This window comes from Halorubrum alkaliphilum, assembly GCF_017873815.1.
Classification (GTDB): Archaea; Halobacteriota; Halobacteria; order Halobacteriales; family Haloferacaceae; genus Halorubrum; species Halorubrum alkaliphilum.
The window spans coordinates 13,433-27,287 of sequence record NZ_JAGGKQ010000017.1; the positions used below are offsets into that span (position 1 = coordinate 13,433).

12 protein-coding genes are annotated in these 13,855 nt (G+C 66.0%); 9 read left to right on the forward strand and 3 right to left on the reverse strand.

The genetic code is table 11. The features are described from left to right. The first annotated feature begins 50 nt into the window (after window positions 1-50). The 4 genes from J2751_RS10845 to J2751_RS10860 all read left to right on the forward strand — a co-directional run bounded on the left by J2751_RS10845 (window position 51) and on the right by J2751_RS10860 (window position 3,965). Window positions 51-362: a DUF7312 domain-containing protein gene (locus J2751_RS10845; protein WP_209485958.1), complete on the forward strand. Its 312-nt coding sequence runs from the start codon at window positions 51-53 to the stop codon at window positions 360-362. A gap of 86 nt (window positions 363-448) precedes the next feature. Beyond that, window positions 449-1,090 carry an NfeD family protein gene (locus J2751_RS10850; protein WP_209485959.1) on the forward strand — a complete coding sequence of 214 codons (642 nt, stop codon included), beginning with the start codon at window positions 449-451 and terminating at the stop codon, window positions 1,088-1,090. Between the two features lie 504 nt (window positions 1,091-1,594). Next, on the forward strand, window positions 1,595-2,005 hold the full coding sequence (locus J2751_RS15870) for an HNH endonuclease (protein WP_394357386.1): 411 nt from the start codon (window positions 1,595-1,597) through the stop codon (window positions 2,003-2,005). Then, window positions 1,998-3,965, forward strand: a complete 1,968-nt coding sequence (locus J2751_RS10860; RefSeq protein WP_209485965.1) for a helicase HerA domain-containing protein — start codon at window positions 1,998-2,000, stop codon at window positions 3,963-3,965. Before J2751_RS15870 ends, J2751_RS10860 begins: the two co-directional genes overlap by 8 nt. A gap of 13 nt (window positions 3,966-3,978) precedes the next feature. On the opposite strand, the gene J2751_RS10865 is transcribed toward J2751_RS10860, so the two are convergent. After that, window positions 3,979-4,152 (reverse strand): hypothetical protein, encoded by a 174-nt coding sequence (locus J2751_RS10865; RefSeq protein WP_209485967.1) that lies wholly within the window; start codon window positions 4,150-4,152, stop codon window positions 3,979-3,981. 126 nt (window positions 4,153-4,278) lie between these two features. Between J2751_RS10865 and J2751_RS10870 the strand changes: the two genes are divergently transcribed. Both J2751_RS10870 and J2751_RS10875 read left to right on the forward strand, forming a co-directional pair. After that, on the forward strand, window positions 4,279-6,132 hold the full coding sequence (locus tag J2751_RS10870; protein ID WP_321168708.1) for a cation:proton antiporter domain-containing protein: 1,854 nt from the start codon (window positions 4,279-4,281) through the stop codon (window positions 6,130-6,132). A gap of 113 nt (window positions 6,133-6,245) precedes the next feature. Beyond that, window positions 6,246-8,555, forward strand: a complete 2,310-nt coding sequence (locus J2751_RS10875; RefSeq protein WP_321168710.1) for an APC family permease — start codon at window positions 6,246-6,248, stop codon at window positions 8,553-8,555. 546 nt (window positions 8,556-9,101) lie between these two features. Here J2751_RS10875 and J2751_RS10880 read toward each other — a convergent pair. Further along, window positions 9,102-10,769 carry a tryptophan--tRNA ligase gene (locus J2751_RS10880; RefSeq protein ID WP_245202733.1) on the reverse strand — a complete coding sequence of 556 codons (1,668 nt, stop codon included), beginning with the start codon at window positions 10,767-10,769 and terminating at the stop codon, window positions 9,102-9,104. 114 nt (window positions 10,770-10,883) lie between these two features. After that, window positions 10,884-11,312 carry a desampylase gene (locus J2751_RS10885; RefSeq protein WP_209485969.1) on the reverse strand — a complete coding sequence of 143 codons (429 nt, stop codon included), beginning with the start codon at window positions 11,310-11,312 and terminating at the stop codon, window positions 10,884-10,886. 127 nt (window positions 11,313-11,439) lie between these two features. On the opposite strand from J2751_RS10885, the gene J2751_RS10890 reads away from it, so the two are divergent. From J2751_RS10890 to J2751_RS10900, 3 genes are all read left to right on the forward strand, one after another. Beyond that, a complete protein-coding gene (locus tag J2751_RS10890; RefSeq protein ID WP_209485971.1) occupies window positions 11,440-11,928 on the forward strand; it encodes a DUF302 domain-containing protein in 489 nt (162 codons plus the stop codon). 114 nt (window positions 11,929-12,042) lie between these two features. Further along, window positions 12,043-12,486, forward strand: coding sequence for a universal stress protein (locus tag J2751_RS10895; RefSeq protein ID WP_209485973.1), 444 nt, complete (start codon window positions 12,043-12,045; stop codon window positions 12,484-12,486). Between the two features lie 96 nt (window positions 12,487-12,582). Continuing rightward, complete coding sequence (locus tag J2751_RS10900; protein WP_209485975.1) at window positions 12,583-13,845, forward strand: iron-containing alcohol dehydrogenase family protein; 1,263 nt, start codon at window positions 12,583-12,585, stop codon at window positions 13,843-13,845. Window positions 13,846-13,855: the final 10 nt, after the last annotated feature.

Here is a 13,855-nt window from a genome sequence, read left to right on the forward strand (position 1 = left end):
TTCGGTCTCCACCCACCAGCCCTTTATTAAGAACGTTCGTACCGTGTCGTATGAGCCGCGACAGCGACGACGATGTCCGAAGCCGGGCGAACGAGGTCCGGGATTCCCGTGCGGGTGACGACGCGGACGACACACCGGAGGGCACAGGCGAGGATCCGGGCGACGTGCCCACCGCCGAGGCCGACGACGGCGAAAGCGAGTGGCGCTTCGACGTCGACGATGTCGGTCCCGACGGAGTGACGGAGGACACCGCGACGCCCGAGACGGAGCCCATCGAGCCCGGGTCCATCGAGCTCGAACACGCCGCGTTCGTCGTCGTCGGCGTCGCGCTCACGGTCGGCGTGCTGTTGTTCGGGTTTTAACAGGTCCGCGTCCGGTCCCGATCCGGCCGTCGCCCCCGTCGACCGTCGTGCCACAACTTATTCACCTCCCGTCCGTAGGTACGTCCATGGACGTGCTCCTACAGGCCGACCTGTTCGGTCCCGAGACCCTCCCCTTGCTGTTGTTGACGGCGGGGATTCTGATCTCGATGGCCGAGGCGATCGCGCCGGGTGCGAACTTCATCGTCGTCGGGATCGCGCTCATCGGGGCCGGCCTCGCCGGGGTGGTGTTGGCGACGCTCGGCGTGGCGGGGACGCTCCTCACCCTGCTGATGGCCGTGTTCACGCTCGTCTTCGGCGCGGCCGCCTTCTACGGCTACAACGAGTTCGATCTGTACGGCGGTAAGGGCCAACAACAGACCAGCGACAGCGACAGCCTGAAAGGACAGATGGGGACGGTCACGGAGCGCGTGACTACGAGCGGCGGACAGGTAAAACTCCAAGACGGCGGCTTCAACCCGTATTACTCGGCGCGCTCCATCGAGGGAACCATCGAGGAGGGCGAGGAGGTGATGGTCGTCGACCCCGGCGGCGGCAACGTCGTCACCGTCGAGGCCATGAACTACGTCGAGGACGACATCGACCGTGAACTCGCCGCGGACCGGGCTCGAAAAGACGCAGAGGAGGCGTCAGACGAGGAGGCTCGGGCAGCAGACGCCGACCCGACTACTGACCGGGAAACCGAGACCGAACGCTCGGGGTCGAACTGACTCCCGTCGACAGCGACTGTTAGGTAGATTCCTGTCGGCAACGACTTTTATAAGCCGCTCTCGTTGAGACGACCGGTCGAGCGTTCGTCCCCTCGTCGAGCCGATGGTTTATCACGCGGGCGCTACCTGTCACGGGTATGAACGAGCAGGAGACGATCCACGTCGCGGACGTCAGCGAAGGGATCGGCGGCGACGCGACGGCGGAGCCGGGTTGCTCTGCTCGTGAAGTATATATAGTATAGTATGAGATCATCTCTGTGTGTACGGCATGCGTATTCACGAACGAGTGAGCCGTCGACGATGAGCGGGGAAACACCGTGGCGGGAAGCGGAGCTACTCCGGTCATTATATACTGAAGAGGATCTCACGACGAGGGAAGTCGGTGAACGACTCGACTGTAGTCGGCAGGCGGTGGAGGAGTGGATACACCGTCATGACATCGCAACCCGGTCGTATAACCCGGAGACACCGACCGAACTTCAAAACCGATCGAAACTCGAATCGATGTATCTCACGGACGGTATGAGCACGTATGCGATAGGGGAACAACTCGGATGTGCCCCCTCTACCGTTCACAACTGGTTGAACCGCCACGGGATAGAGACGCGGTCAGTTGGGTCACAGTCCGGAGCGCTACACCACCGCTGGAAAGGTGGTGTGGATGAGTATTACGGTGATAATTGGGCGCGACAGAGACGAAAAGCGCTTCAGCGGGATGACCTCGAATGCCAACGGTGTGGGATATCCCAATCGGAACACCGAAAACGAACGGACCTCGGACTTGATGTCCATCACGAAACGCCGATACGGACGTTCGAATCTCCCGAAAACGCGAACTCGTTGGAAAACCTCGTGACCCTGTGTCGTTCGTGTCATAACACGGTCGAACCGCCAAATACGAAACAAAATGACTGACGAAGAACAACAGATATCCGTCGGGGTCGATCAGGAGTACGAAGACGACGTTTCGCTCCCGGTAGTAGAACTTCTCACCGGTCGAGGATTTATAACGGGTAAGTCCGGGTCCGGAAAAAGTAACACTGCCTCTGTCGTTGCCGAGAAGCTGCTCGATTCCGCGTTTGGACTTCTCATCGTCGACGTAGACGGCGAATATTATGGTTTAAAAGAGGAGTACGAGATCCTCCACGCTGGCGCGGACGACGAGTGCGACATCGTCGTCTCGCCCGAGCACGCCGAGAAGATCGCGACGCTCGCCTTGGAACAGAACGTGCCGATCATTCTCGACGTCTCCGGCTATCTGGAGGAGGAGACGGCCAACGAGCTCCTGCTCGAAGTCGTCAAACAGCTGTTCGCGAAGGAGAAACGGTTGAAAAAGCCGTTCCTGCTCGTCATCGAGGAGTGTCACGAGTACATCCCCGAGGGCGGCGGGATGAACGAGACGGGTAAGATGCTGATAAAGGTCGGCAAACGCGGGCGGAAACACGGCCTCGGGATCGTCGGGATCAGCCAGCGCCCGGCCGACGTCAAAAAGGACTTCATCACGCAGTGTGACTGGCTCTGCTGGCACCGGCTCACGTGGGACAACGACACGAAGGTCGTCGGGCGCATCCTCGGCTCGAAGTACGCGAGCGCGGTCGAAGACCTAGGCGACGGCGAGGCCTTTTTAATGACCGACTGGGACGAGTCGATCCGTCGGATCCAGTTCCATCGCAAACGGACCTTCGACGCGGGCGCGACGCCGGGGCTCGACGACTTCGAGCGCCCGGAGCTCAAGTCGGTCTCCAGCGACCTCGTCGGAGAGCTTCAGTCGATCTCCGACGAGCAAGAGCGTCACGAGTCGGAGCTCGCCGACCTCCGACAGGAGCTGGAAAAGAAGGACCAGCGGATCCGCCAGCTCGAACGCGAGTTGGAGGACGCCCGGGACCTGAGCGACATGGCCGACCAGTTCGCACAGGCGATGCTCGGCAAGGCCGAGGCTCCCTATCGCGGTGGGGGCGGACGGTCGGTCGCGTCGGCGAACCGCCGCGAACAGGCCGGGATCGACGACTACGACGTTGCGGTCGCGAAAACCGAGGGCGAGTCCCCGGACCCCGCCGAAACCGATGACCCCGGCGATGGGGGTGACGGAGGCGGAGAGAGCGGTGACGGAACCGACGTATCGAGCGACGAGGCTACGGACGACGGCGACGCGGCCGGGAGATCCGGCGACGACGGGGAGGTCGACTCGCGGAACGCCGGACCCTCCGATGTCGAAGCCTCCGACGTCGAACCCGCCGACGTCGAACCCGCCGACGTCGAACCCTCCGACGTCGACCCCGTGACGCGCGCGGATGTCGCCGAGGGAGCGCTCCGGTTCGACGACGCGGTCGAACTGGGGACTCGCGAGGCGGTCATCGAGGAGCTTCGCGGGCGGATCGAGGCGCTCTCCGACCTCTCACGTGGAATGCTCCGACACTACCGTCGCGAGGGCGTCAGCGACCCGGTCGCAGCCCATATCGACGCCGGCGGAGACGGCGACGACGAACACGCCTACAGCCGCCACCGACCCATCCGGAAGTCGGGCCTCATCCGGCATGCCGGGCGGGGCCACTACACGTATGCGGTGCCGGACCTGATCCGTGAGGCGTACGCGGACCGGCTCGACGAGCCGGCCGTCCGCGAGACGGTTCGGGAGGTCGAGACGGCGTTCGTGCCGCCGGCCGAACGCGAGTATCCGCCGGACGCGGGCCCCGAGGCGGTCGAGGGGAGCGTCGAGGAGGGCAAACGAGCCGTCAAAAGCGGGGCAGAGGGCGGAGTCGGGAGCGTATCCGAAACGAGCGAGAACGCCGCAGACGACGAAACAACGCCGTACACCGGCGATTTAAGCGAGGCGGCTCGGCGGATCGCGGAGCGGGGTGTCGACGGCGACGAGTAAGAGACTGGAGCGGCTACCCGCGATACCAGTGGTCGATCATCACGATAAGGATCAACAGTCCCGGGCCGATACCTGCCGTGTACACGCCGAACACGAACAGGATCGCGAACAGCACGACCGTCGAGCCGATCTGTACGGGCGAGTCCTGTTCGCGGAACCAGTCGAGGTAGCGTCCCAGCAGCGACATGGCTGGACGTGGAACGGACACGGGCTTAGTTCCCTCGCCTGACGGCCGATCGGCGGGGGACTCACGGGCGAGCCTAACGGGTATTGACGATCGTTTATAAGCGTTCGTCGTGTGGGACTGAATATAGTGAGTGAGACACTACCGATCATCGCAGCCATTCTCGGGATCGGGATTGCGCTCCAAGTCGTCTCCTCACGACTCAGGGTTCCAAGCGTCCTCTTTTTGATCCTCGTCGGGGTGTTGCTCGGTCCCGAAGGGCTCGGGTTCATCAGCCTCGACACGTTCGGGGACGGGCTCGGGACGGTCGTCGGGCTCTCAGTGGCGATCATCGTCTTCGACGGCGGCTTCGATCTCAGGCGCGAGCGGCTGGTCGACGCGCCGAAATCCATCCTCCGAGTGGTGACGATTGGCGCGGCGATCATGTTCTTCGGAACGGCGCTCGCCGTACAGTTCTTCCTCACCGACGACTGGGGACTCGCGTTCCTGATCGGGGCGCTGTTGATCGCGACCGGTCCGACCGTGATAACGCCGATCCTTCAGGTCATCGACGTGCGCGAACACGTCGCCTCGACGCTGGAAGCCGAGGGGATAATCAACGATGTCACCGCGGCGATCCTCGCGATCGTCGTGTTCGAGACGCTCGTCGTCGGGGTGGGCGATACGGGAACCGTGCTGACCGGGTTCCTCTCGCGGCTCGTGGCCGGTATCGGCGTCGGCATGGTCGTCGCAACCGTCGTGTACGTCGTGCTCGTCCGGCTGGACGCACCGGGGGCCGACGCGGAACGCACGGTGCGGCTCGTGACGCTCGGCGGCGCGTTCGTCTCGTACGGGCTCGCGGAGTCGATCGCGCCGGAGACGGGGGTCGCCGCGGCGGCGGCCGCGGGGGTCGCGTTGGGGAACGTCGACCTTCCGCACCGCGAAGAGGTCGTGAAGTTCGGACGCGACCTCACCCTCGTGGCGCTCTCGTTCGTGTTCATTTCGCTGGCGGCGCTCATCGACTTCGGCGCGCTGGTGAGCCTCGGGGTCGGCGGGATCGGCGTCGTCATCGCCGTGACGCTCGTGATCCGGCCGCTCGTGATGTTTCTCTCGGCGCGCGAGTCCGTGTTCACTCGGAACGAGCGGTACTTTCTGAGCTTCGTGGGACCACGAGGGATCATTCCGGCGTCGGTCGCGACGCTGTTCGCCATCGACCTCCAACAGACCGGAGCGACCGCAGAGGCGCAGACGCTGGTCGGGGCGGTGTTCCTCGTCATCTTCGTCACGGTGATCCTTCAGGCGGGGCTCGCACGGCAGATAGCGGAGTTCTTCGACGTCCAACCGATGAAAACCATCATCATCGGCGGGGGCCGGGTCGGCCGGACCCTCGCCACACGACTGGAGAAACGGGGCGAGAACGTCGTGATCCTCGATCGGGATCCGGGAGCGGTCGAGTCGCTCCAGTCCGACGGGCTCCGCGCGAGCGTCGGCGACGGGACCGACACCGGTATTTTGGAGGACCACGGGGCCGAGAACGCGAAGATGGTCGTCGCGGCGACCGCGAACGACGACACGAACCTGCTCGTCTGTCAGCTCGCACGCAACAAGTTCGACGTCGAGACGGTGATCGGTCGGGTGAACGACCCCGACAACGTTCCCGCGTTCGACGCGCTCGACGTGCGCGCCATCGACGTCTCCTCGGCGATGGCGTGGTCGATCGACAACGAGATCGAGCGGCCGACGCTCACCCACTGGATGAACCAGCTCGGCGACGGTCACGACGCACAGGAGGTGACGATCACCGCGGAGACGTTCGCGGGGAAGACCGTCCAGCAGATGGGCTCCCGGATCCCTCAGGGCGTGTTGATCGCCGTCATCGGCCGTGACGACGAGACGTTCGTTCCCCACGGCGACACCGTTCTAGAGGCCGGCGACCGGGTGACGATCCTCGGCGACGAGGACGACGTCGAAACCGCGATAAAACGGGTCCACCCCCACGACTGACCGATCGATCGTCTCGGGGGAGCAGCACTGGCTCGTGTCTAACTAGTAAGGCACATCTTTGAGGCCTCCATATCCGGTATGGACGTTCGTCGAAAGTTTCGACGTGACCCTACGTGCCAACAGGACTCAAACGTGATCTAGGGCTGTTCTCGACGATGGCGATCGCCATCGGTGCGATGGTCGGATCGGGCGTGTTCATTCTTCCCGGCGTGGCGTTCGTCACCGTCGACGGACCGGCGGTCGTTTTGGCTTTCCTTCTGGCCGGCGTACTGATCCTCCCCGCGGCGTTCAGCGCTTCCGAGATGGCGACGGCGATGCCGGAGGACGGCGGCTCGTACGTCTACGTCGAGCGCGGGATGGGGCCCCTTTTAGGCACCATCGCCGGCGTCGGTAACTGGTTCATGCTCTCGTTCAAGGGCGCGTTGGCGCTCGTCGGCGGCGTCCCGTATCTCGTGTTCGTCGCACCGGGGATCGCCGAGTACATCATCCCCTTTGCCGTGACGCTGGCGGTGTTCTTCACCGTTATAAACGTCGTGAGTACGAAGAGCGCCGGGAGCCTCCAGTTCGTGATCGTCGGCGTGATGGTCGTCGTGCTCGGCTACTTCATCGTCGGCGGCGTCCCCAATATCGCTCCCGAACAGACCGCGGGAGCGTTTAACTTCGGGAGCGGGGGGCTGCTCGCCGCGACCGCGCTCGTGTTCATCTCGTATGCGGGCGTGATCAAGATCGCGGCGGTCGCCGAGGAGGTGAAGGACCCCGGCAAGACGATTCCGCGAGCGATGATCGGATCGCTCGTGCTCACCACCGCCCTGTACGTCGCGGTCGTCTACGTCGCGATCGGGATCGTCGATATCCCGGCCGCCATCGAGGCGGGAGAACTCCAGCCCGACGGTGAGGGGCCGATAATGGGACTCGCCGCCGCACAGGTGCTCGGGCCGATCGGGACGGGTGCCGTCGTCGCGGCCGCACTGTTGGCGCTCGCGTCGACCGCGAACGCCGGGTTGCTGTCGGCGTCCCGGTTCCCGTTCGCGATGGCCCGTGACGGGCTCGCGCCGCCCGCCTTCGAGACGGTCAGCGACCGGTTCAACACCCCCGTTCTCTCCATCTCGCTGTCCGGCGGGATCATCGTTCTGATGGTCGTCTTCCTCCCGATCGATCAGGTGGCGAAGTTCGGGAGCGCGTTCCAGATCCTCGTCTTCATCCTCGTGAACCTCGCGTTGATCGGGTTCCGCGAGGGCGCGGTCGACGACTACGACCCCGTTTTCACCTCGCCGCTGTACCCGTGGATGCAGATCTTCGGGATGGCGAGCGGCCTCCTCGTGCTCACGCAGGTCGGGCTCGTCCCGTTCGCGGGCGCGGCGCTCATCACCGCGGTCTCCGTCGTGTACTTCTATCTCTACGTCCGGCCGCGGACGGATCGCGAGGGCGCGGCTCGGACGGGTGTCCGCCAGAACGTCAGCGAGGCCGCCATCGAGCGCACCAAGGAACTGTTCGGGGAACAGCAGCGCTACGACACGCTGGTCGCGGTCACCGACGAGACGGCCGACGAGACCAGCGTCGACATGCTCCGTATCGGCATGGATCTCTCCGCCCTGCGTCAGGGTGACGTGACCGTCGGCACGTTCACGGAGGTGCCACACCGGGCGTTCACCGCCGGCGACACCACGTCGACGCGCGTCGACGCGCCCGAGTGGGCGCTGAACGCGAGCACGCTCCCCGTCGACGACTCCCGTCCCGACGGCGGCGTCGCGCAGGTTCCGGACGACGCGGAGACCGCTCGCGGTCTGTCGAGCGTCGACTTCCGAGAGATACGGACCGAGGAGGTCGGTCCCGCAATCGTCGAGTACGCCTCCTTCGAGGAGGAGGACTTCGTCGTGCTCGAACGGCGTGTCGAGGAGCTCCACGAGCTGTACGGCGAGGGGCTCAACGAGCACGTGTTGAAGAACGCGCCGTGTGGCGTGTTGCTCGTCGAGGACCGCGGCTTCGACGGGGCCGACGAGATCGCGGTCGCGACGAACAGCGGGACCTACGATCCGGTGAAGCTGCTCGTCGCCGACGCCATCGCCGAGGAGACCGGCGCGACGCTGTCGCTGCTCCAGACCGTGCCCGAGGGCGTCTCCGACGAGCGTCGGCAGGTCGTCCAGGAGTACCACGACGAGCTCCGCCGGGTACTCACGGTCACGACGGACTCGCGGATCCTGGAGACCGACGACCGGATCGAGGGGCTCTCGCGGTTCGCCGAGTCCGCCGACCTCCTCGTCACGACCACGGAGCGTCGCGGGCTGCGCGGCGCGGTGTTCGGCCGGCCGGGCGACCGCCTCGTCGACAGCGTCGACTGTACAGCCGTGATGGTACAGCCGCCGGATACACAGCAGTCCGGGTTCATCCAGCGCGTCCTCCTCGACCGGCTGTTCGGAGGATAGATACTCCATCACGGATCGGTGGGGGCCATCTCCGAAGCCGCAGGCGTTTGTTTATACGTGATCGACGGTAGACACCTCCAACGCCCCAGCCGTTCACTTATAAATGGTTGACTACGGATCGGCGGGAAACACCTCCAACGCCCCAGCCGCTCGCTTATAAGTTGTTGCTGGCGGATCGACGGCGAACGCCTCCAAAGCCCCAGCCGCGAGGTGGTCGCACGCTCGCTGTCGTTCGAAAATCGGAGATTTTCGTGATGACGAAAGAGCTTCGCTCTTTCGAACCACGCTCCTCACTCGGTCGCTATCGCTCCCTCGTTGCGGTGCTTACATCGCCTGCGACCACCTCGCGGCTGCCCCTTTGAGTCCCACCCCGCCCCGCAACCGCACCGCACCTCACGCCTCCCCAGCCTCGCCGGAACGGCGCTTACAAGCGCCGTTCCGGGCTCCCTCGCGCCGGCGGTGAGCGCCGCGTCGCGGCGCTCACCGGGGCGCGCCGACGACAGTGGGAGCGCATCGACGAGCAACCGGTCCCGTTCGCGGTCGGGGTCAGTGCTCGCCGCCCGTTCCGCGCCGGTCGGAGTCCAGATCGATGTCGAGGTCGTCGAGGAGTTCCTCGGCTTCTTCGCGCTTCTCCTGGTGGTCCTCGAGGAACTCCCTCATTAGCTCGGCGGCCTGCTCCTTACAGCCGCCACAGAGGCGTTCGCCGTTCACGCACTCGGAGTACACCTCCTTCGTCAGCTCGTCGTCGTCGGCCGCGAGCAGGTAGGCGTACAGCTCGTAGACGGGACAGTCGTCGGCCTCGCCGCCGAGTTCGCGCTGCTTTTCCGCCGTGTCCCGGCCGCCCGTGGTCGCCGACCGGACCTTGTCGTAACCGTCCTCGGGGTCATCGAGCAGCGAGATGTGGCTCGCCGGGATCGACGAGGACATCTTCCCGCCGGTGAGTCCGGTCATGAAGCGGTGGTAGATCGAGGAGGGCTGCCGGAATCCGTACCCGTCGTGGTCGATCTCGACCCCGCGCGCCACCGACTCGGCCGCCTCCCGAGAGAGGTCGAACGCGTCGACGTGGCCCTCGAACACGCGCTTTTCGCCGTCGATCGCCTCGATGAGCGCCTCGAACGCCTCGTCGGTGGCGTTGCGGTCGAAGAAGCGCACGCGGGGACGAAGCGGCTCCTTGCCGCCGGCTTCGAGCTTGTCGAGGGCGGTCGCTTTCGCGTCCCCGAGGCCGGACGGTGCGTCGTACTCCGCGAGCCACTCGGCGGCGTCCGTACAGCGGACGTCCGTGTTAGCGTCGGTCGGTTCACCCGCCAGCGCGTCGTAGGCGGCCCGCACCAGTTGTCGTTCGTCGTCGTCGAGCTCGAAGCTCGCGAACGCCTCGGTCACTTTGAAGTAGCGCACCCGGGTCGCCAGGTCGCGGGTCAGCCGGACGTGTGGGTCCTGATCCGGTCCCACGGGGATCACCGTGGGCTTCGGCTCGTCGACGAGTTGCGGGTAGAGGATGTCCGCCGTCTGGGTGACCACGCTCTGCATATGCGAAACGTTCGTCTCGCCGTCGAAGCCGTAGATCGCCTCGAACTCCGAGAAGTTCGCCTTCGACCCGAGTTCGAACCCGAGGTCCTGGACCTCGCGGTTGTCGGATTGGCGGTACAGTTCGCCGTCCTCGGCGTCGAAGCCGAGCGCGAGCAGCGAAAGCAGGTAGCTCCGGGCGTGCTCGTCGATCTCCGGCCACGACATCCCGCGCGCGGAGTGGGCCTCCAGATCGGCGATGAGGCCGAAGACGTCGCCGCCCTGCCGTTGATGCCAGATCAGCTCGTCGAAGACGAGCTTGTGGCCGATGTGGGGGTCGCCGGTGGGCATAAAGCCCGAGAGGGCCGCGAACGGCTCGTCGTTCGCCATCGCCTCGGCGACCGCGTCGTACTCGCGGTGCCCGAAGATGACGCCGCGGCGCATCAGATAGTGGGGGTGCGGCACGTCGTCGGCGACGTCGTCGAACGCCTCGATGCCGAACTCCTCGAACAGATCCGCGTAGTCGCCGACCGACGCCGACCCCCACGGGTCCAAGGCGACGTCGTCGGTCGGTTCGTCGGCCCGCTCCGTCCCGCCGTCGGTGCGGGGGATCCCGTCGTCGCGGGACCGCCCGTCGTCGCGGGACCGCCCGTCGACATCGGCCGACCCGCGGTCCTCTCGGGCGACTCCCTCGGAGGTGTCCTCGTCCATACGTTCCCTCCCGTCGGTCGACGCAAAAACCGTTCGCTTGTTCGGGAGTGGATACCAGTCCGGGACGCCTCATCCCCGGACGCCTCGTCCCCGGGTCGAGGAACGCCCTACCGATTACTGGCCGCTGCGGAGGGCGACCGTCTCCTGTTCGAACCCTGATCCGTCGCCCCGCCAGCGCCACGAACCGACGAACGGGTGGCCGTCCAGCGCGCAGATCACGTACGAGTGGTCGGGCCACGCCGCCTGCGCGGCGTCGGTCTCGCTCGGTCGAGCCGGGCCGGTCGGGTGGGAGTGGTAGAACCCAACCACGTCGAGTCCGTCCGCCTCGATCCGTTCGATCAGTTCGAGTTGCTCCTCCGGGGTGATCAGATACCGTGTTCGGGGGGTTTCGGCGACGTTCTCCGCCTCGTATCGGCGGGTGACGACGCTCGGATCCCCGTCGGTTCCGCGGTCCCCCGCCAGCACGCCGCAGACCTCCTCCTTGCCGCCCTCGGAGGCGTGGCGGACGATATCGTCGTATATCGTCCGTGGAAGCTCGATCACGTCGTGAGAGAGTCGTCCGACCATATAAACCGTTCCGGCCGGTCGAGAGACGCGGTGTCACGTCCGAGATACCGGCAGCCGTTGGTGGCCGGGGAAGCTATTTATTCGACGCCCCGGGACCTGACCCATGAGCGACACCGCAGGCGACTCCCTCGCGCCGACCGCGGACGAGGCGCTCCACACGACGGTCGACATGCCCTTCGACGACGCAGTTCCCTTCGTCCAGATCGAACACGAGCTCGCGGACTTCGAGACGGTCCGCGTCACGCGGCTCGACGAGATGATCGAGGGTATGCTCGGCCACGACGACGTCGAGCGAACCGCGCTGATCGTGGTTTGTCACCCCGAGATCGCGTACGACGCTATCGATATCGACCCGACGCTTGCCGGCATGCTTCCCTGTACGACGGTCGTCTACGAGCGGGCGGGCGACGACCGCGTTCACGTCCATCACGTGTCGGCGACGAAGGCGATCCGAGATCTCGGCTGTGCGCCCGCGGACGCGGACCCGGCGGTCGCGGACCTCGTCGAGAAGACGGGCGAGTTGATGACGGTCGTCTGGGAGAACATCGAGGAGCACGGCCGCGACGACGAAGTCCCTCCGTCCCGGGAGTGATGACGGCCGGTTCGTCGCTCCGGGCGGCTGACTCCGTCCCGCCGTCGGTTGCGGTCCCCGGCCATCCCTTGGAGTGCGCCGAGATTTATACTGCGGCCGTGCCCATCCTCGCGTATGACCGCTCCCGACCACGTGTTGGTCCCGCTTGACGGCTCGCCGCTGGCGAACGAGGCCCTGACGCACGCGCTCGCGACGTTCGACCGTCGGGTGACGGTGTTGAACGTCGTCACGCCGCTCGACGCCGGCATGATCGAGGGCGGCGTCTTAGAGCCGGACGATGAGCGGGTCGCGGCCGCCCGCGAGCGCACTGAGCGACTGGTGGAGCAAGCGCGAGACCGGGCGGCGGCTGAGGGTCGGACCGTTGACACGGCCATCGAGACGGGCGATCCCGCCGACGCGATCCTGGAGTACGTCGACGACCACGACGTCGACCACGTCGTGATGGGCGGTCACGGCGGTGATGCGGGATCGATCGCCCGGCGACTCCTCGGCACCGTCGCGACCGCGGTCGTCGGGGGCGCGGACGTGACGGTCACCGTGGTCCGCCACGACGACTGATGGCAACCACGACGGTACGGAGAGTCGACCGGGGTCGCTACCGTTCCGTTCGTCGGAGGTCACCACACATATGTACCACTGAGTGTTTGGATCCGTATGGAGCAACACTCCCTCTCGCGGTTCGAGTATCGCGCACCGACGATCCGACACGGGTCGGTCGAGGAACTCGGGAGGGAACTCGCGAACCACGGTTACGAGCGAGCCCTCGTGATCACCGGCAAAACGGTCGGCAGCCGTCCGGCCGTACTGGATCCGGTGCGGGAGGGGCTCTCGGACCGCCTCGTCGGCGTCGTCGATCGAACCACACCGGAAAAGCGTCTGGAGACGGTCCTTTCGGCGGCCGAACGCGCGGAGGAACGTGATGCTGACGTCCTCGTCGGTCTCGGCGGAGCGAGCAGTCTCGACGTAACCCGGGTGACGGCTGCCGTCGCAGCCAGCGAGTCGTCACCGGCGGAGCTTCGGACGTCGTTCGAGCGGACCGGAACGCTCCCGGTCCCCGAAGCGCCGTTGCCGAGCGTGGCGGTTCCGACGACGCTCGCGGGAGGGAGCCTCTCGATGCTCGGGGGAGTAAGCGCCCGGCGGACTACTTCGGGAACGGAACTCGTCGGTGGCGGCGTCGGCGACCCACGGCTCATGCCCGTCCTCGCACTCTACGATCCGGAACTGGTCGGAACGACTCCACGGGAGATCCTCGCGGGCTCGGCGATGAACGGGTTCAACAAGGGCGTCGAAACCCTCTATTCGAGCCACCGGACGCCAGTCACCGACGCGACGGCGAGCCGCGGGCTGCGGCTGCTCATCGACGGTCTCCCGACCCTCAGCGAGGATCCGGAGCACTGGGACCTCGAGACGATGCTTCGGGGGGTTTCACTCGTCCAATACGGGACGACGCGACCGACCGGGACCACGTTCTCGCTCCTCCACGCGCTGGGTCACTCGCTGCGAGTTCACGCGGGCGTCCAACTCGGGGTCGCCCACGCCGTCGTCACACCTCCCGCGCTCGAACGGTTGTTCGACGACGCCGACGGGCGTCGGGAACTGCTCGCGGACGCGATGACGGTCGATACCGACGAACGCGGGCCTGCCGAGGGGGTCGTCTCCGCGGTCGCCTCGCTGCGTGAGACGCTCGGACTCCCCGAACGGCTTCGAAACGTCGAGGGCGTTTCCGAATCGATGCTAGAGACGGTCGCACGGACGGCCGCCGAGGACTTCCTGCGCTCGAACGATCCGCCAACGCCGTCGCTGGCGGTTCCGCCCGAGCATCGGAAGGACGAACCGTGGTGCGGAACGCCGCATCCACCCGCGGACCTCACGGTGTCGACGCCCGCGTTCCTGACGATCCTCGAGTCGGCCTGGTGAGTCGACGCTC

Excerpts from the sequence above, each read along its gene's own strand:
- J2751_RS10845 (WP_209485958.1), top strand. The coding sequence starts at position 51 with ATGAGCCGCGACAGCGACGACGATGTCCGAAGCCGGGCGAACGAGGTC.
- J2751_RS10850 (WP_209485959.1), top strand. The coding sequence starts at position 449 with ATGGACGTGCTCCTACAGGCCGACCTGTTCGGTCCCGAGACCCTCCCC.
- J2751_RS15870 (WP_394357386.1), top strand. The coding sequence starts at position 1,595 with ATGTATCTCACGGACGGTATGAGCACGTATGCGATAGGGGAACAACTC.
- J2751_RS10860 (WP_209485965.1), top strand. The coding sequence starts at position 1,998 with ATGACTGACGAAGAACAACAGATATCCGTCGGGGTCGATCAGGAGTAC.
- J2751_RS10865 (WP_209485967.1), bottom strand. The coding sequence starts at position 4,152 with ATGTCGCTGCTGGGACGCTACCTCGACTGGTTCCGCGAACAGGACTCG.
- J2751_RS10880 (WP_245202733.1), bottom strand. The coding sequence starts at position 10,769 with ATGGACGAGGACACCTCCGAGGGAGTCGCCCGAGAGGACCGCGGGTCG.
- J2751_RS10890 (WP_209485971.1), top strand. The coding sequence starts at position 11,440 with ATGAGCGACACCGCAGGCGACTCCCTCGCGCCGACCGCGGACGAGGCG.
- J2751_RS10895 (WP_209485973.1), top strand. The coding sequence starts at position 12,043 with ATGACCGCTCCCGACCACGTGTTGGTCCCGCTTGACGGCTCGCCGCTG.
- J2751_RS10900 (WP_209485975.1), top strand. The coding sequence starts at position 12,583 with ATGGAGCAACACTCCCTCTCGCGGTTCGAGTATCGCGCACCGACGATC.